A 16,651-nucleotide genomic window follows, 5' to 3' on the forward strand; every position below is an offset into this window, starting at 1 on the left:
CCTCCTAGTCGCGCAATACTACCTGCCGGGACCGGGATCCCGTCCGCGGCGCGCCGTCGATGGTCGCGCCTGCGGATAACAATTTACTGATGACGCTCTGTATTTCCGCCAAATCAGCGCGAGTCAGTGTACGGTTGCCGATTTTATACGACTGGCCGCCTGTCAGGATAGCCGTTTCTGCTGCAATGTACTGTTTTAATCGTGCATTCAGGATTTCGTTCATTCTATCCCCCTCTTAATCACGCCGAATCTGGGCCGCTTGCGCGGGCCTGTTGGCCGCTTTTCTTCTGTTGGCGTCCCTGTCATCAGGGCTTTCAGCTTGGAAAAATCCGGAGAAATGGACGCCAAACAGGCCAAATTATAGACTCGTAAGTCGAGCGGTTCATTTCGATGGTCCTTTGCAATGTTTACCCAGCGATATACGATGCGGCCGTTCTTCTTCTGCGGCTGTTTTTCTTCCGCTGTCAGGCCCTGGAAATAGATTTCGTCATAGCCGCGGTTCCACAGCACCTCATTGACCGCATCCTGCTCCGGCTTATCGAGCGGGAAGTGGAAATACCGTGGCCCCGGCACATCGATGGCCAGACGGTCCATGATGTACTGCTTGCCGCTGTCTGTGCCGATGAGGACCAGCGGGATTGTCCGTCCGTGATAGGCCTGCGCCTTGCTGTACTTGTGGATAATCGGCACGCCCATCGTCGATGAGCCGCGGACGGCAAAGCGCTGACGGGCTAAATGCATCAAGCTGTAGTTATAAACCTCACTGGTGTAATGGCCGCCAGAGTCGATGAACGTCCGGGCTACCAGCAACCCCGTACCGTCAGCAAAATGGTATTCGCGGTCCAGCTGTTCGTCCAGCTGACGCCATACCGCCGCCGTATCCGGCGCGCCTAAGATAATGCCCTTCTTGATGCCCCAGCACTCCTCATCCTCGCCCCATCCGACGATTTCGTATTCGAGGCGGTTATCCTGGACATCGACGGCCGCTGTCAAAATCAGCACGCCGTCGGGAAGTTCCGCGTTGTACGGCTCCCGGCGCGCCAGGAGCTTATCGACATTATCATAACTGCGCGCCCGTTCGTAGGGCTCGCCGAATCGTGTGTTGACAACTACCTTTTCGCGCTCCGGGTCCCCTTTGGCGTCTACCCATTCCTGCATTACATCAGTCCACGAAATCCACGGCGACGCCCAGCAGTTCACAAAAAAACTGCGGACGTGATTTTTGATAGCCGTCGGATTTTTGGCGACGTACTTCTGCGGCTGGCGCCGCATCTCGTTTTCGGAAAAGGTGAAGCCGCAGTCAGGACAGCGCCAGGATACGGATTTAACGTGAATATGTTCCTTTTTCCGGCCGTCTTTGACCGTTTCCGTATCCATTACCATGCTCCTGTGCGTAAGCAGATGATATTCGCCGCAATTCGGGCATTGGTGCTGCCATTCTTCCTGCGTCCCTTCTGTGTACTCGACTTCAATGCGGGATTCGCCGGCATTCGTCGGCGTGGAAAACAGCCCCATAGTCCGGTCCCAGAACGTCGTCATACGTTTTGCGGCTAAATCTACCGGGTCCCCTTCTGTGCCTGCCGAGTCCGGGAAGCGGTCCACTTCGTCGGCCAGCAGGATTTTGATAGGACGCGACGCCAGCCCTGCCGGCGAATTCGCGCCGCCCATGATGAGGCGGCCGCCAGGAAAGAGCTTACTAAGAATCGTGTTGCCTGACTCGCGGCTTTTGACGTCTTGGAAGATATCCCGCAGGACTTTCGTATCGCGGATCATTGGTGCAATTCGCGACTTGGAATAGTCCTGGGCCATGTCTACCGTCGGCTGTATCATCAGGATAGGCGCCGGCGCGAGATGAGCAAAACGCCCGATGACGTTGTTCATGATGTCTGACTTGCCTATCTGGCTGCATGACATGACGACGACGCGGCGGACGTCTAAATCCGTGAACGCATCCATGATAGCCCGCTGATAAGGCGCCCGGTCCGTACGCCAGCGGCCCGGCTCTGCCGACGACTCACTGGACAGCATGCGGTACTGGTCCGCCCAGTCCGATACCGTGAGATTCGGCAGCGGCCGCAGGGACCGCGCGGCGATGCGCTGGAAAAGTCTAACTGTCTTCTTTTCCATCGTCGTCATCCCTCCCCGCGAACATGTCCGGACGATAATCGGACAGCTCTGTCAAACGCGATTGGATTTCATCAGTCAGCGCGCTCATGATGTGGGCCTCATCCTGCCCTGCAAGGACCGGCGCCATTTTCGCCGGGATACCGAGCAGCTGGGACCGTAGATTCGTGAGCATGTCTGTCATGACGAATTCTACGTCTTTTGCCTCGTGGACCTCATTATTCCGCTTGGCCAGCTCCAATTCAGCGAGGCGGCGTTTTGCCGCTTCATGCATCGCCTTTTCGCGACCGTAGTCGACATCCTCCTGCGACGTGTACTTGTATTTAAAGTAGGCGTCGATGTTAGACGGCAGATCATATCGGTTTTCCTCGTCACGGGTCAGCACATGCATGCCCGCCAGTTGATTCACGCGCCGCGATGTAATGCGCAGCATTTCCGCCAAATCTTGAGCCGAGCCCATTATAATTTTCCGTGTCCGTCTGGCCAATACAATCACCGCCAAAATGTGTATCTAAGAAGGAAGAGGCCCAAAAAATCGAAAAAACTAGCCATTTTTTGGGGTGCGAGAGCGCCGCGGAAGAAAAATTCTCCCGAAAGGACCCGCAAAAATTTTGAAAACAAAAAAGAGACAGCCGCTGTTGACTGTCTCTTTATCTGATTCTCACACTACCATTATACGCATTATGTTAGTGTACTTCAATGTACTCTTTCATTATGCGCGTGGCATCATGACAGCTTATCACCGTGCATCTGGTCGAATACCCGCAGGGCCTGGCCGTGGAGTTTAAAGATACCCTTCCAGCTATAGTGCATGTCCATTGCGATGTCTTCCCAGCGCTGACCATTGATGTATCTTGCATAGAGTACGGCGCGATGCATCGGGTCAGGCATGGCCCCGATGAGGTCCTTGGCTGCATTCCTCATATCAATCAGCTTATCCCATTCAGCGTTCACCTTCTCCATATACGATTCAAGCCGAATATATTTATCAGCCGTGTCAGAATTTTTGGAGCCGCTGACATGCTCGGACAAACTGCTGGCCCGGAGTGTCAGGATATCCGCCCGGATTTCATTCAGCTCTTTTTCGGTCTGCTTCAAAATATAATTCTGCCGCCGTACGCGGTTCAAATATTCCTTTGCTGTCATGTCTACCTCCTGATTACCAATTCAATGATACGCAAGCTCCTCTGCGTGCACACGGCCTGATAGCCTGCCTGTGCACATACCAGCTTGATGATCTTGATGACTAAGTCCGCTTTACGGTCATCGGCTTTGATGTTGTCGATGGCCTGCCCTGCTGTCGGGTCCTTGTACCCTTCTTTATTCCTCATACGCTCCCTCCTCGTACAGCATTGATCCTTGCCTTGAGACTGTTCAATACAAAAGCCTGGGCCGCGTCCTTTTTGGTCAGGGCATCGGCTAAGTCCTCATCCCGCGTGCCCTCGCAGATGAGATGATGCACGATTACTGGGTATTCCTGCCCCTGCCGGTGCAGGCGCTTGTTTGCCTGCTGATACAGCTCTAAGGACCAATTCAGGCCAAACCAGATGATATGATGGCCGCCGGCTTGCAGGTTCAGTCCGTAGCCCGTCGACGCGGGATGAGCTAAGAGCAGATCCACATCGCCATTGTTCCAGGCCAGCTCATCGTCGGCGTTTTTGTACACGCGGTATCGCAGTTTCGTTTTCGCCAGGGCCCCCATCAGGCGCTCCCGGTCGTGCTGGAAATTGTAGAATACCAAGGCATGCTGCCCGTTCAGCTTTTCAACCAACTCCATAAAGGCCTCCAGCTTGCAGTCATGGACTACATGCACCTCGTGCTCATCGTCGTAGATAGCGCCGTTGGCCAGCTGTTGGAGCTTGTTCGACAGCGCCGCCGCCGATGTCACGTCGATATCGCCATCCGGCAAAGCAAGGATCATCGTTTTTTCCAGCTCCCGATAGGCCTTTTTCGCTTTCGGCGTCAGCACTACCGGCACATCGTCATAGATGCACGCCGGCAGTTGCAGATAGTCCGACGCTTTCATGCTGATACAGATGTCGGCTATTTTCTTCATGACGGCATCCTGAGCCCCGTCTTTCGGGTCATACTCGTAAATCACATCACGGCTGCGGCGCCCCGGCTCAAAGTAGCGCTCCCGAAAGTGGGTATAATAGCGGCCCAGCCGTTCGCCCCGGTCCAGCAGATACACCTGACTCCACAAGTCCATCAAGCCGTTCGGCGACGGTGTCCCCGTCAGCCCGACGATGCGCCGGATGTGAGGACGAATGGCAGCCAGGGCCTTGAACCGTTTCGCGCTGTGACTCTTGAAAGATGAAAATTCATCGCATACCACCATATCAAATGGCCAGTCGTTCTGGTAGTAGGTGACTAGCCATACGACGTTCTCGCGGTTGATGACATAGACGTCGGCCGGCGTATTCAGCGCCCGGATCCGTTTCGTTTCGCCGCCCAGGACCGTGGAAAAGCGCAAGTGCTTCAAGTTATCCCACTTCTGCGCTTCCCGCTGCCACGTCGCCTCGGCTACTTTCTTAGGCGCGATGACGAGTACGCGGCGGACCAAAAAGCGGCCGTATTTCAGCTCATTGACCGCTGTCAGTGTGATAGCTGTCTTACCAAGGCCCATATCGAGAAAAAGGCCGATAGCCGGTTTCTGCAAAATCTGCCGGATACAATACTGCTGGTATGGATGCGGCTTGAATATCATATTGCATCCCTCCTAATCGTTACGGTTTCCATTCTACGCCCAGGCGGATGGAGTGGACGTCTAAATACTCATTGACGGCCGCTTCGCCCCGCAGGACGTAAACCACGCAATTCATGTGTTGCAAACGTTTCATCTGTGCCGTCTGTAGCGGCGTCGGTTTATTCGTCTCCGTTTTCAGTTCGACGAATTCGATTTTGCCGTCCGGAAAAATAACGATCCGGTCCGGCACACCGGTATTTCCAGGTGATACCCATTTATAGGCGATACCGCCCATGGCTTTGACGCCGCGGACCAGTTTTCTTTCGATGTTTCTTTCCAGTGCCATTGTCAGGCCTCCCTTGTATAAAACTACATCCTGCGTTTTTCTTGCTTTTTCAAGTGTGAACATTTCTACGTAAAAGTATTTTTTTTTAGAGGATTAGGCAGCGTATATACGCGTAGTGCATACGCCCATTTTCTCTATATTCTCTAATACCCCTCTAATTCTTACTTTTAACTATTTATATATATATAATGTTCACATAGGGTATTTTTAGTAAATAATGTGATAGTAATGCGGCTTTAAGCGTGAACATTTGCTGTGAACATTCGCCTGGAATGTTCACGCTTGCGGCGCTTAATGAATTACTTTTAGTTCTTAAAACTTTATCAAGCCTGCTTTACGCTTTTTAAGTCCGGCTAGAATTGCCATAGAATGTTCACGCCTTACACCTGCATTTAAATACATGATTTTAAATACTTATGACTTCAAATCCCCGCTGCACACCACAGTACCCATACCGTCGTCGGCTCTTGTTGCGTTTCCATCCGGGGAGCCCAGATAAAACGTAGTTGATGTCCCTGGCGTCGGCCCGCTTCATGTTCCGGGGATCCCCGCCAAAGCACTCACACCAGATTTCTAATGCGCACACTTTCGTCCGTCGTGTCGTCGTGTCGCATTGGGCCGTACCCGCCCAGTACATCCGCCGCGCCGCCAGGCTCAGGCTGTCGTAGTTGTCAGGTATCGGCTTTTCCAGAAATTCGCGGATCATGCCCTCCTTGACGTTGTCCTCGCGGTGCTGTTCCTGTTCATCCTTAGCCATGGCGTCGAGCTCCGGCGTATCCATGTACAGCGGCTCGCCTTGTTTCCAGTAATAGACGGCTTCCGCCCATAGCTGGTCGACTTCCCCGGGCAGTTCGCTCCAGATGTTTTTCGTCGGCGTGCCGATGCCGACGTCGACAGGCCAAAAGCGGCGGGATCCTGTCGGGTCCTTTAGAAAGTCATGGTCGTTGCAAGTGCCAAAGAAAATGCACTTGCGCGGGAAGCGGCCCGTATGGCGGCCGTACGGCTGCCGGTATACGTCGTCGCAGCGTGACAGGAATTGCTTGATTTCGTTGTCGTCTGACTTGCTGTAGCCTGTCATTTCGCCGATTTCTACCACCCATATTCCCTGTATCATTTCCGCGGCTTCTTTGCCCCGGAACGATTGCAGGCTGTCGCTGTGCCAGTGCATGCCCATCGTCTTGAGGAACGTCGTCTTGCCGATGCCCTGCGGCCCCGTGAAGACAGGGACATAGTCATACTTGCAGCCCGGCGTCATGACGCGGGCGACACCTGCGACAAAAGACTTCCGGGCGACGGCACGGACGTATTTACTGTCCACGGCGCCCAGATAGTCGTGCAGGACCGTTTCCAGGCGGTGCACGCCGTCCCAGCTGAGGTGCTTTAGGTAGTCCTTGACCTCGTTAAAACGGTGCTGTTCTGACACCAACATCAGCGCGCCGGCGATTTTATCGCGGCCTGTGATGCCGTAACGGTTTTCGAGGTACCAGGCAAGGCCCGCGTCGTCCGTGTCCTGCCACAGCCGGCGGTCGCCGAGCGGATTCCACGGCAGCGGCCCTAGTACAAGGCCACGCGTCGAGAAGTCATCGATGGCGATTTTCATCCGCAGTTCCGGGTCAAAGTTGAGGATCCGGATGATATTGTCCATCGTCTTCTTAGGTCGGCCCGTGTTCTGGTCGTACTCAAGATGAGCGCCGCGCATCCAATCGACGCTGTTATTTGTCAGCGTGATTTCCGGTGTCGTGTCGTCCGCGTCGTCGGGGATCGCGGAAAAGACATCGGACGCGTGCTGCTGCGCGGACGCGTTGAGCTCCGTCATGACGTCCGCGTCCTGCATGGCCAGGTGTTTCATCGCCTGATAGCTCGGCATGCGGTTGACCGGCGTGCCGTCTTTGGCGTTGGCGTCTTCATCTCCGAATAAGTGCAAGCGGACGAGGTCAAACGCGTTGACGAGCTGCTCGCTGCATGGGTCCGTCGCGTGATGGCTGTATAAAAATTTGCCGCCGTCGTAGATGACGGCGCCGGCCATGGTCGAGCCGCCCGTGTAGGTCAGGCGGTCGTCCTTGTCCGTCGGCTCATACGCATTCGGTATAAAGTGCTCGATAGCGCTCATGATGTCGTAGGTCCGGCAAAAGGCCCCTACGACGCCGCCCTTTGTCGTCGGGTCCTGCTGCTTGGCCAGCAGCTCTTTCGGCTTGACTTCCTTGCCTGGGACCTGCGGCCATGTGCGGACGTCGCGCCAGTCGCCGTACTGGGCCAGTATCCCGTCGGCGCTGACGAACGGCTTATCGCCGTACTGGAATGCGTAGGGGCTGTCCGAGCTGCACGACGGCCAATACATCAGCCGTGACACGTCGAACGTCGTCGGGTCGCACAGCTCGATACCGATGAGGCTTGCCAGCTTACGGGCTATCGGCTCGTATTCGTCGGCGCTGATAGTCTTATCGAGCGGCATGATGACACGTAAGCGCGGCCGCCATGGCGCATGGGACCGCGTACTGTAGACGGCGTAGGCGATGCCCAGGCTGTCCACGCGCCGGACTGTGTTATCTGTTTCCCCGGCGGCGATGTGGTCGAGGTCCAGTGTGATGAGGTCGCGGCCCGTGATAGCGGACGCTTTGCGCTGGCTGCCATTAATCGTGCCGCCGACAAAGCCGCCGACGTCTTTCAGTTCGCCCTTCTGCCGTTTCGGCAGTTTCATGTAGTTCTCGTACGTTTCCGGCGTCCGCAGTGGGATGCGCAGGCGCTCGATGAGCTTGGACCACATTATCGCCGTCTGTATCCATTCTTTCGAGTAGCGATGGCTGCCGACACTGATCAGCAGCTTTCTGTCGTTTTGCAAGTTAGCACCTCCTTAGTAATCTCTCGGCAGCGAGGCAATCGGCGCCCAGTATTTTATCTGCTCTGTGTCGAGGTATTCGCCGTTGACGTCGGCATACCACCCGAATCGGTCCCCGGTATAGATGCCCGTCGTAATCGTCCGCGGCCGGTCTTTCCGGGGATAGTCGATGGCGAAAAGGATAACTTTATACCGGGCCGGCATTTCTTCTGTTGGTTTTACCCATTTCATAGTCTCACCTGCAAATATAAATAACCATCGCGAAAAACGCGATCCAGAAAACAGCAACGTAAATCAGTAGCAATCGCCAAACAACATACTTGCTCATCGTATCACCTTCCTAACCATAAATATTTATTTCGCCGTGCTCTTTTTCGTAGCCCATGAGGGCCTGGTACTTCTGCCCGCATTCGCAGGTCAGGCATTTCATGTATTCCAGGACATGGACGACGCCGTCGCGGATATACCATGCATAATCCTTTATCTTTTCCTGTATGCGCCGCAGTCGTAAGCGGCCGAGGCCGTACAGGTCATGGACGGCCAGGAGGACCAATGTATAGGTCACTTCCATGCCCGCTTCCGCGCCGGTCCGCTCTTTCTGGCCGCTGAATTGCAGGCCCTTGATGAGCGTCCGGATGAAATCCATTTTTAGCTGGAAGTCGATTCCGCAGTCATCGAGGCGGTTGCGGTACGCCGTCATCTTTTCGGCGCTGTGGTTGATGTCCTCGCTATAGGCCATTACTTTTTCGGTAATCGCGTCGAGCCGTTTTTTCCCGAATCCCATGCCGTCGTGCAGGGCCATGTAGATGAGTACGGAAGTCGATATCGTGCCGCCGTTAGCGGCAATGCGTGCCCGGTTCATCATGTGGCGTCCCTCCTCTGTGCTTTCAGGGCCATGTACTGGCCGTACGACATGCCCGCGGCTTTTGCGTCGTGCGCGTCCTGGTCGATCTTACAAAGCGGCTTTTTCGTAGGCGTGTAGTGTTCTTTTGGGCTTGCTTTCTTTTTATGGTATTCCCGTGACAGCTTATTGTTTCGTGTCTTCCGGCAGGCGGACAGGATACCATTCAGCATCTGTGCGTGCTCATCACCACACGTCAGCATTTTTCGTGAGTGATTCGGCGCCCCGCAGATGAGACAGTTCGGCAGGCGCTTCATTTCGTGTGCTTTAACACGGGCTTCATAGGTGCTGCTGATGCGGTTGCGGCAGTCGTCGCAGTATATCGAGCGCCCGTTGTGTGCCGGCCGCTCGAATTCCGCGCCGCAGATAGCGCATTTTCCTTTACTAGTCATCAAACAAACATCTCCTTGTCATCCATAGCTGAAAATAAGCTATCTACATCGTCTCCATTCATGTTGACTTTAATTGTTGGTGGGCCGCTACGAGGAGACTTTGAGCCAAAGTAAAAATTAACATCACATGTACCGTTATCAAGTTCGGTAGTTGTAAAATACGTTACTCGATCAAGGTTAATATGTACATTTGTAATAGCGCTATCAACTTCAGGCGTATAAAATTTAGCCATATTGTTCATCCTTTCTAGTCTTTCTTGTAATACGGGCTGATGAAGCCGTCGGCGTTGAGGATCAGCCCCGGCGCCCATGGAATCGGGTCACACATAATCGCATTGATGCGGTCGATTTCATCGTCATGCAATTGGTCCTTAGGGACCTCTAAGACTACCTCGTCATGGATGTGCATGAGCGGCTTGTAGCCGTGCTGTACCAGTCGCTTGAGGGCCAGGGCCAGGCAGTCGCGGGCAATTGCCTGCGTGATGTTTTCGACAAGCTTGCCGCCGTAGGTCGATGTGTATACCCAGTTCGCGCCCATCTGCGTTTTGTAGTGTATCGCAGGCCGTCCGAACTGGTTTTCCCCGACGTACGGCTGCGGATAGAAAAGCCGGCGGCCGCTTGGCAGTGTAATCGTCAAGTAGTCATAGCCGTATAGCAGGTTGCATTCCCGGCTAAAGATGATGCCGTGCGGCAGCCCCACAGGCTGTGCGTTTTGCATGACAGACATGGCCGCCCCGTCGACGGCGTACCAGAAATCCTGAATCCGTGGATTCGATGCCCGCCAGCGGCGGACGATATCCGGCAGTTCGTCTTCCATCAGGCCCATCTTGAGTGCGCCCATGGAAATCAGCGCATTCGGGCCGCCTTGATAGCCAAGGGCCAGCTCTGCGACTTTCCCTTTTTGCCGGAGATGGCCGTTGACGCCGTGCTTGACGACGGGGACGCCAAACATGGACGACGCTGAGGCACAGTAGATGTCGCCATTGTTGGCAAAGACGTCCATACGCCACTTTTCACCGGCCAGCCACGACAATACGCGCGCCTCGATAGCCGAGAAGTCAGAGACACACAGCATCGCGTCGTCGGGCGCGATGAACGCCGTGCGGATGAGCTGGGACAATGTGCTGGCTACGTCGCCATACATCAGCTCCAGGCCGCGGCGGTTTTTCGATTTGACCAGATGCCGCGCCGTGGCGATGGCTTGCGGGACGTCATGCGGCAGGTTTTGCACCTGGACCAGACGGCCCGCCCATCGTCCCGTACGATTGGCGCCGTAGAATTGCAGGACGCCGCGGATACGTCCGTCGGAGCAGACAGCGCGGTCCATGGCCTGGTATTTCGTGACGCTGGACTTGGATAGATTCTTGCGGATCCGCAGGACCTCTTCCGCATCCCCGCTGGCCACTTGTAAGGATTCCGCGACAGTTTCCTTGGTCAGTTTTTCAAGCTCTAAGTCCGTGTTTTCGTTGAGCCAGGCCAGCAGCTGATTTCGGCTGTTGGGATTTCGCAGGCCCGTAATCCGTATGGCTTTTTCGATGAGCGCGCTGCGGTAGTCCCCGTCGATGGCGATGGCCCCTTTGACAAGGTCCATGTCGAGTTGGATGCCCCGGCGGTTGAGCTCATAGTCAATTACCCAATCTTCCTGGACCCAACCCGGCACGGGATAGGCCATGAGCCGCTGATAGTCGGCCATTTCCGTGACGACGTCCTGAGCGTTGTAGGCTTTAAAGGTTTTCCATTTGTCTGGGTCGTGCGCGGGCCGGTTGCGATGCCGTCCGCCGTTTTTCTTTGTTGCTTTACAGGGTACGCAGAAGTAGCGGATCAGCGCCTTGCCGGCAGCCATTTTGCGCTTATCTTCCGGCAAGCCTAAGGCTTTTCCCAAATTAGCCAGCCCGGCAGGGTAGCCAAGGTACAGACCATGGAGCATCGTGCACCGCCACTGATCAGGGGGCGTCCGATAGCCGGCACGGTTCAGGCAGGTGATTTCAAAAGCCGCATTATATGCGTGCTTGATGACGCCGGGATCTGCAAGGTCCTGCAAGACGTCCGCAGGGATGATTTCGCCCTTCGTCATGTCGACGACGTGGACCGGGCCAAAGTCATACGAGTACGCAAACAGCAGGATTTCAAAGGCATCTGTATCGACGTATTTAAAAAGCCCGCATTTCCCGATATCGACATCTGAAAATGTTTCGATGTCGATGGATAGATGTTTGTGTTTCATCCGGATTCACTCCTATAGAGAAAAATAGGCGCGCGGAAGTCCACGCGCCTGGGATTGCATTACATCGGCTGTCCGGTCAGAGGATTGATAGCAGGCGCAGACGGTGCCGCTGGTTCCTGAATGACGTGGAATACGGATTTCGCTGTCGGCGCGGACCCGCCGAGGGGTTCACCGTCGCGGACCTTCTGGACCGGGCCGAGGCCGCAGCCGATGCCCTTCTTGCCCTGATAGTTGTAAGCAAAGAAATTAACGCACACATTGGCATAGATGCCGCTGTATACCTGCGTAGCGTCGATGATGCGGTTCATACGGCCGTCTACGACGTCGACAGGCTTATCCGCCGGCGTCGATGCGGCGAATACCCAATGGCCAGCACATTCCGGGCCAAATTTGTTCCCGTTCTGGGTCAGGCCGTCGCCGTCCCATACCGGAGTCGGTACCTTTGCCGGCGCGGTGCCGTTCCATTTGTTGGCGATGCCGTTGCGTGTAGCTGCGGCGATGGCAGCGTCGACTTTCTGCTTGCCTTCTACGTCCGACTTAGGCAGCAGGATTGTAACGGAATACTTCTGTTTCGCCTGGGGATCGCGGCCGTAGGGCTTCAAGAGATGTACATAGCTGAGACGGACATTTTCTACTATAATGCTGGTGTTTTCCATTTTCATTCCTCCAATTATTCATCAATCTTTTTGAACACGTCTGCGGCTTTTGGTGTCAGGTCCATCGGCGGCCGCTTATCCGAGGTCGGGGCTAATGTCGGCTTGCCGGGCTTCTTTTCGACGTAGTCGCCGACGAGCTCTGTGAACAGTTTCTTGCCGATGGCCTTTTCCGTTTTGGCCAGGGTCAGCGGTACGCGCTCATACAGGACGGATTCGTCGATACCGTTGTCCATGAGCTTTTTAAAGGCCGCATCCGTGTCCGTGAAAGCACGGCTGCCGCGCCCTTCTACGCATTTCCAGCCGGGGACGTTGAGGCCTTTCAGCGCGCAGGAAAGGCCGTATTCCTGCAAGTCGTCTGCCCAGGCCTTGAGCTGTTTGGCGATGGTCAGGTATTGGCCGAGCTCGGTCATGTTGATCATCGTCATATCGCGCTTTTCGTGCGCCGTGTCAGCCATAGCTGCGTAGTATTCGGCACGGGCTTTGCATTGGGCCTTTGCCCGGCAGAATCGGCAGCATTCACCGGGATGGAATTTCCCGCCGTCCGCGCTCAGGGCCTCCTGGGCTTTCGGCTTGACGACGTCTTCTGCCCATTGCCGCAGGATATCGACGCCGAGCGTTTCCTGACTAAAGTTCTGGATCCGCGGCTGTACGATGTGCATGTGTACCGTCTTGAATTGGTACAGTAGCTGGTACGCGTTCAGCGCGCCCAGCGCGTACAGGCGCATCTGTGAGTTGTTGTTGGCGTCGACGGGTACGCCTTTCCCGTATTTGAAATCCACGATGTGGAGTTCATTCGGCGCCATGATCAGGCAGTCGGCTGTACCGAATCCCCGCGGCACATATTGGCTAAAGTCGACGCGCTTTTCTACAACCGTATAGGGCTTTGTCTTGTACGACAGCAGGATGCCCTTGATGTAGTCGAGATAGGTTTCCGTGTGGGTATCCATTTCCGGCTGATACAGCTCATCTTTCTTGAACTTGTTCAGGTGCCTTGTATACGTCGACTTGGCCATCGGTTCGACGGCATAGGCCCGCAGTTTGAGTTCTGCGATGCTGTGGGCCAGCGTGCCTTCCCTGGCAAATTCTGACGTCGTATCCGGGAGTTTCGCTTCCATCTGCGGCGCCGCCGTGCATTGCAGCCATCGCGCGGACGCCGAGGCGCTTAAGAGTGCATGTTGTCGGCTCATAATTCCGCCCCCAATTCACGCAGGGCAGTTGCGAGTTCCCCATATTTTTCTTCCGGGATGTCCATCATCGACGGTACACCGAATTTCTGCATCAGCGCTTGGAGCTCAGCGATTTTGCCCGCATCCATCAGCGGCGCCGTCGCGGCCAGCAGTTCGTCCAGCGTGTACTTCTTAGCCGGTGCCGTCGGCACGACAGGAGCCGCAGGCGGTTCAGGCGCGGCAGGCTTTACAGGTTCCGGATCAGCGGATTTCACCGGTTCCGGTGTCGGCGCAGAAGGTGCAGCTTCCAGCGTGGGATGGGCCTTTTCCGGCGCTTTTGTGGCCTTTTTCGGCGCGGAAGTTGTGTTTTCTACTGCATCCATTTTTGGATGCTGTTCCACTGAGCCCAAATCTGGACTCAGTGCTTCCGGATTCATTGACTTCACATTTGAGGGCAATGCTGCTGAGCTCAAGATTGAGCCGAGTGCCTGGAATTCTTTCATGATTTCATCAGCGGTTCCGTTAAATTCAAGATTAATCTTCATCGTGGTTTTCCTCCTCTTTGCAATTCAGTACCATTTGCTTGTAGTAAGATTCTTTCAGCTCAAAGCCAAGGCCCCGGCGCCCCATTTGCAGAGCGACAACAGGGACGCTGCCGATGCCGGCGAACGGGTCCAGGACGATGTCGTTGGGATTCGTCCAGAGCTCCAGGCAGCGGGCGATGAGGTCGAGCTGTAGCGGGCAGATATGCCGTTCGTCCTTTTCATCCCGTGCGGCTGCTTTGTTGAGCGTGTTGCTTTGCCGGATGTCCATCCACACGGGCGATGCGTAGCGTCGCCATACCTGATGGCTGTAAATCGGTTTTGGCTCTGGCTGCGGGGCTAATGTCTTCACGCCTTCCGGCTCATCGTCGCCATAAAAGCGCTTGAGGCCGTCATCATGCGGGATGGGCTCTGGATTGTCGCCGGGCTTGCGGAATGTTACGACATAATCCGGAAGGCCATTGCGGCACATGCTGGAGTCTTTGCAGAGCTGCTTGTGCATCAGCCCTAAGGCCTTTGTCCGTGTCGCTTCTACGAGCGGATCTTTCCAGACAACGACGCGGCTATGGTAAATAAAGCCCGCCGCTTCAAAGTCGCGGATGATTTCGCCGGGAAAGTCCTTGAGGCCAATGACGCCGTCGCGGCTTTTCATCTTCGGGATGTCCATGCAGTGGACCGACACCAGCCGGCCGGGCATAATGACACGGGCCAATTCGCGGATCAGGAACTTGAAATGCGTGTTAAACTGCGCATCGCTCGCGCTGTTGCCCATGTCGCGGTCGCTGTTGGAGTACGTGTACAGCGACGAGAACGGCGGCGAAAAGATGCTGTAGTGGATACAGTTGTCCGGCAGCCCCTTGAGGACTTCGACGCTGTCGCCGTTGTAAAGGGATACCCGGTCCGATACGTACTGATCTAAGACGTTCACCATGGTTAAGCCTCCCTCGGGAAAAAGAATACAGGGATGCCGCTGGCCTTTGCGTAGCCGTATTCGGCCATACAGCCTCTTGAATGCTGCCAATCACCGCACATGATGATACCGTCGCATCGTCTCAGCAGGCTAAGGCATAAGTCCAGGCCGTCGATGTAGGGGATTGCATCATAGAGTGGCCCTAAAATGTGAATCGGTGATACGAATTTAGAGTCAGCCCCAAAGGGTACAAAAAAGATGAGGCTGTTAGGCCGGAGCTTGCGCCCTGATATTTCATCAATGATAGCTTGTACGGCCCTTTCATTTTCAGGCTTGCCCTCGTACGGGTGCGATACATAAAACAAGCGTTTCTTTTTCATACTGCCTCCATTTCTGCCCAGGCAGGTAAGCACATGGGCTTTGTCGGTTTGTAGACGCTCATGATGCGTGTCGTCCGGGACAGGTTTTCTTTGACCGATTCCCGGGTCAATTCGGCCATTTTCTTTCTCATGTTGATGGCGTCCGCTTCCTTGCGCTCGATGTTTTCTTTGACCGTGCCTTCTTTGGCGCTGATGATGATGTAGACGTCAACGGGCTGAGTCTGCCCGAATCGCCAGCACCTGCGAACGGCCTGATAGTACTGCTCGTAGCTATCAGACAGCCCGACAAAGATCATGTTGTGGCAATTCTGCCAGTTCATGCCAAAGCCGGCGATTTTTGGCTTCGTAATCAGGCACTTGAGGACGCCGACGGAAAAGCCCAGCATCGTACTCGACTTATATGCGGCCTTGTCGGATCCGAGGACCTGCCGCGACATCCTGCACAGCTCATGGAGCTTTTCGGATTCTGCGTTGAGGTCACACCATACCAGCCATTGTTCATGGCTGCTGTTGACGAGGTCCGCGGCGGCCTGACAGCGCGCGTCGAGTGACTCTTTCCGGGCATTGCGCCGCTGCGTAAGCGTCAGTTTTTCTGTCGTCGGTGTATCACCGTCGACGATGATTTCATGCATCCGGAGTTCCGGCAGCGTGTAGCCCTCGTCCCGGTAGCCTAAGCTGACCGGGTTATCGAGGACCACGGCCCAGCCGGCCATCCAGTGCCAAAATGCGCCTTCAGCATGGCCTTTGAGCCGCCATTTCGACGTTTCCCCGCCGTCATGGACAAAGAACATGCTGAGCATTTCCGTCCTTGTCATGACGCCCAGGAATTCGGAGTGGTTGCCGAGCTCCATGTAATCGTTCGGTGCCGGTGTCGCCGTGCAGGCCAGCCGGTATGGCGTCCGTGAGAATGCCTTGATGAGCATCGTCCGTACTTTGCCGGTGAAGCTCTTAAGGATAGAGGATTCGTCCAGGACGACGCCGGCAAAGGCGCTGGTGTCGAATCGGTCCAGTTTGTCGTAGTTCGTGATGTTGATCCCCCCTGCGACGTCTTCCGGATGTTCGACGACGACAGCCTCGATGCCGAATCGCTTACCCTCTGCCGCCGTCTGAGCCGCGACGGCCAGCGGCGCGAGGATCAGGACCGGCTTATCCGTATGCCGGCGCACCTGGTCCGCCCAAGCCAGCTGCATGAGCGTTTTGCCGAGGCCGCAGTCAGCAAAGATAGCCGCGCGCCCCTTAGCTAAGGCCCAATGGACGATATCGCGCTGGAAATCGAAAAGCGCTGCCGGCAGGGCTGTCGGGTCCACTTCAAAGCCGTAATCCTCGGAGACTTGTTCCTTTTCCCGGATGAATTGTTCATATGCTTCCAATTGTGTTTTCTCCGTTCGTGTGATATGATTGATTTGAGATGTTTGTGTTGGAGCCGTTCCCTGTTGGCGCAGGGGCGGTTCCTTTTTTTTACGGATATCCGCGCAATCATCGGGGATG

At 55.3% G+C, this 16,651-nt stretch carries 19 protein-coding genes; all 19 read right to left on the reverse strand.

Going from position 1 to position 16,651, the window contains the following annotated elements:
* Window positions 1–4: 4 nt before the first annotated feature.
* Window positions 5–223 (reverse strand): DUF6148 family protein, encoded by a 219-nt coding sequence (locus NOS26_RS10905; protein WP_074786495.1) that lies wholly within the window; start codon window positions 221–223, stop codon window positions 5–7.
* The gene (locus NOS26_RS10910; protein ID WP_255917768.1) at window positions 220–2,127 is read right to left on the reverse strand and encodes a phage terminase large subunit family protein; all 1,908 of its coding nucleotides are present in this window, start codon (window positions 2,125–2,127) and stop codon (window positions 220–222) included. The genes NOS26_RS10905 and NOS26_RS10910 overlap by 4 nt, the downstream gene beginning before the upstream one ends.
* Window positions 2,108–2,557, reverse strand: a complete 450-nt coding sequence (locus NOS26_RS10915) for a hypothetical protein (RefSeq protein WP_255917769.1) — start codon at window positions 2,555–2,557, stop codon at window positions 2,108–2,110. The genes NOS26_RS10910 and NOS26_RS10915 overlap by 20 nt, the downstream gene beginning before the upstream one ends.
* Before the next feature lie 293 nt (window positions 2,558–2,850).
* Window positions 2,851–3,270 carry a DUF1492 domain-containing protein gene (locus NOS26_RS10920; RefSeq protein WP_072983442.1) on the reverse strand — a complete coding sequence of 140 codons (420 nt, stop codon included), beginning with the start codon at window positions 3,268–3,270 and terminating at the stop codon, window positions 2,851–2,853.
* Between the two features lie 2 nt (window positions 3,271–3,272).
* Window positions 3,273–3,455, reverse strand: a complete 183-nt coding sequence (locus NOS26_RS10925; protein ID WP_022497128.1) for a hypothetical protein — start codon at window positions 3,453–3,455, stop codon at window positions 3,273–3,275.
* Window positions 3,452–4,831, reverse strand: a complete 1,380-nt coding sequence (locus tag NOS26_RS10930; RefSeq protein WP_072983446.1) for a DEAD/DEAH box helicase — start codon at window positions 4,829–4,831, stop codon at window positions 3,452–3,454. The genes NOS26_RS10925 and NOS26_RS10930 overlap by 4 nt, the downstream gene beginning before the upstream one ends.
* A gap of 19 nt (window positions 4,832–4,850) precedes the next feature.
* On the reverse strand, window positions 4,851–5,156 hold the full coding sequence (locus tag NOS26_RS10935) for a VRR-NUC domain-containing protein (RefSeq protein ID WP_255917770.1): 306 nt from the start codon (window positions 5,154–5,156) through the stop codon (window positions 4,851–4,853).
* Between the two features lie 406 nt (window positions 5,157–5,562).
* Window positions 5,563–7,995, reverse strand: a complete 2,433-nt coding sequence (locus NOS26_RS10940) for a virulence-associated E family protein (RefSeq protein WP_255917771.1) — start codon at window positions 7,993–7,995, stop codon at window positions 5,563–5,565.
* A gap of 12 nt (window positions 7,996–8,007) precedes the next feature.
* Window positions 8,008–8,223, reverse strand: coding sequence for a hypothetical protein (locus NOS26_RS10945; RefSeq protein WP_255917772.1), 216 nt, complete (start codon window positions 8,221–8,223; stop codon window positions 8,008–8,010).
* A gap of 109 nt (window positions 8,224–8,332) precedes the next feature.
* Entirely contained in the window at window positions 8,333–8,857 is a 525-nt protein-coding gene (locus NOS26_RS10950) for a hypothetical protein (RefSeq protein ID WP_255917773.1), read from the reverse strand.
* Window positions 8,854–9,285: a hypothetical protein gene (locus NOS26_RS10955; RefSeq protein WP_255917774.1), complete on the reverse strand. Its 432-nt coding sequence runs from the start codon at window positions 9,283–9,285 to the stop codon at window positions 8,854–8,856. The genes NOS26_RS10950 and NOS26_RS10955 overlap by 4 nt, the downstream gene beginning before the upstream one ends.
* The gene (locus NOS26_RS10960; RefSeq protein WP_255917775.1) at window positions 9,285–9,518 is read right to left on the reverse strand and encodes a hypothetical protein; all 234 of its coding nucleotides are present in this window, start codon (window positions 9,516–9,518) and stop codon (window positions 9,285–9,287) included. Before NOS26_RS10960 ends, NOS26_RS10955 begins: the two co-directional genes overlap by 1 nt.
* Before the next feature lie 14 nt (window positions 9,519–9,532).
* Window positions 9,533–11,509, reverse strand: coding sequence for a DNA polymerase (locus NOS26_RS10965; protein ID WP_255917776.1), 1,977 nt, complete (start codon window positions 11,507–11,509; stop codon window positions 9,533–9,535).
* A gap of 59 nt (window positions 11,510–11,568) precedes the next feature.
* Window positions 11,569–12,165 carry a DUF2815 family protein gene (locus NOS26_RS10970; RefSeq protein WP_255917777.1) on the reverse strand — a complete coding sequence of 199 codons (597 nt, stop codon included), beginning with the start codon at window positions 12,163–12,165 and terminating at the stop codon, window positions 11,569–11,571.
* 14 nt (window positions 12,166–12,179) lie between these two features.
* Window positions 12,180–13,352: a DUF2800 domain-containing protein gene (locus tag NOS26_RS10975; RefSeq protein WP_255917778.1), complete on the reverse strand. Its 1,173-nt coding sequence runs from the start codon at window positions 13,350–13,352 to the stop codon at window positions 12,180–12,182.
* On the reverse strand, window positions 13,349–13,876 hold the full coding sequence (locus NOS26_RS10980) for a hypothetical protein (RefSeq protein WP_255917779.1): 528 nt from the start codon (window positions 13,874–13,876) through the stop codon (window positions 13,349–13,351). The genes NOS26_RS10975 and NOS26_RS10980 overlap by 4 nt, the downstream gene beginning before the upstream one ends.
* Window positions 13,866–14,804 carry a site-specific DNA-methyltransferase gene (locus NOS26_RS10985; RefSeq protein ID WP_305120465.1) on the reverse strand — a complete coding sequence of 313 codons (939 nt, stop codon included), beginning with the start codon at window positions 14,802–14,804 and terminating at the stop codon, window positions 13,866–13,868. Before NOS26_RS10985 ends, NOS26_RS10980 begins: the two co-directional genes overlap by 11 nt.
* A 2-nt stretch (window positions 14,805–14,806) precedes the next feature.
* Complete coding sequence (locus NOS26_RS10990) at window positions 14,807–15,163, reverse strand: DUF4406 domain-containing protein (RefSeq protein WP_255917780.1); 357 nt, start codon at window positions 15,161–15,163, stop codon at window positions 14,807–14,809.
* Complete coding sequence (locus tag NOS26_RS10995) at window positions 15,160–16,533, reverse strand: SNF2-related protein (protein ID WP_255917781.1); 1,374 nt, start codon at window positions 16,531–16,533, stop codon at window positions 15,160–15,162. The genes NOS26_RS10990 and NOS26_RS10995 overlap by 4 nt, the downstream gene beginning before the upstream one ends.
* Window positions 16,534–16,651 lie beyond the last annotated feature (118 nt).

The sequence above is a fragment of the Megasphaera sp. SC8-1 genome (assembly GCF_024436295.1).
Lineage (GTDB): Bacteria > Bacillota > Negativicutes > Veillonellales > Megasphaeraceae > Megasphaera > Megasphaera elsdenii.

What these genes read in the sequence shown, in the direction of transcription:
- NOS26_RS10905 (WP_074786495.1), bottom strand. Translation starts at nt 223, where the DNA reads ATGAACGAAATCCTGAATGCACGATTAAAACAGTACATTGCAGCAGAA.
- NOS26_RS10930 (WP_072983446.1), bottom strand. Translation starts at nt 4,831, where the DNA reads ATGATATTCAAGCCGCATCCATACCAGCAGTATTGTATCCGGCAGATT.
- NOS26_RS10970 (WP_255917777.1), bottom strand. Translation starts at nt 12,165, where the DNA reads ATGGAAAACACCAGCATTATAGTAGAAAATGTCCGTCTCAGCTATGTA.
- NOS26_RS10975 (WP_255917778.1), bottom strand. Translation starts at nt 13,352, where the DNA reads ATGAGCCGACAACATGCACTCTTAAGCGCCTCGGCGTCCGCGCGATGG.
- NOS26_RS10990 (WP_255917780.1), bottom strand. Translation starts at nt 15,163, where the DNA reads ATGAAAAAGAAACGCTTGTTTTATGTATCGCACCCGTACGAGGGCAAG.
- NOS26_RS10960 (WP_255917775.1), bottom strand. Translation starts at nt 9,518, where the DNA reads ATGGCTAAATTTTATACGCCTGAAGTTGATAGCGCTATTACAAATGTA.
- NOS26_RS10915 (WP_255917769.1), bottom strand. Translation starts at nt 2,557, where the DNA reads ATGCTGCGCATTACATCGCGGCGCGTGAATCAACTGGCGGGCATGCAT.
- NOS26_RS10955 (WP_255917774.1), bottom strand. Translation starts at nt 9,285, where the DNA reads ATGACTAGTAAAGGAAAATGCGCTATCTGCGGCGCGGAATTCGAGCGG.
- NOS26_RS10985 (WP_305120465.1), bottom strand. Translation starts at nt 14,804, where the DNA reads ATGGTGAACGTCTTAGATCAGTACGTATCGGACCGGGTATCCCTTTAC.
- NOS26_RS10920 (WP_072983442.1), bottom strand. Translation starts at nt 3,270, where the DNA reads ATGACAGCAAAGGAATATTTGAACCGCGTACGGCGGCAGAATTATATT.
- NOS26_RS10965 (WP_255917776.1), bottom strand. Translation starts at nt 11,509, where the DNA reads ATGAAACACAAACATCTATCCATCGACATCGAAACATTTTCAGATGTC.
- NOS26_RS10945 (WP_255917772.1), bottom strand. Translation starts at nt 8,223, where the DNA reads ATGAAATGGGTAAAACCAACAGAAGAAATGCCGGCCCGGTATAAAGTT.
- NOS26_RS10950 (WP_255917773.1), bottom strand. Translation starts at nt 8,857, where the DNA reads ATGATGAACCGGGCACGCATTGCCGCTAACGGCGGCACGATATCGACT.
- NOS26_RS10925 (WP_022497128.1), bottom strand. Translation starts at nt 3,455, where the DNA reads ATGAGGAATAAAGAAGGGTACAAGGACCCGACAGCAGGGCAGGCCATC.
- NOS26_RS10935 (WP_255917770.1), bottom strand. Translation starts at nt 5,156, where the DNA reads ATGGCACTGGAAAGAAACATCGAAAGAAAACTGGTCCGCGGCGTCAAA.
- NOS26_RS10910 (WP_255917768.1), bottom strand. Translation starts at nt 2,127, where the DNA reads ATGGAAAAGAAGACAGTTAGACTTTTCCAGCGCATCGCCGCGCGGTCC.
- NOS26_RS10980 (WP_255917779.1), bottom strand. Translation starts at nt 13,876, where the DNA reads ATGAAGATTAATCTTGAATTTAACGGAACCGCTGATGAAATCATGAAA.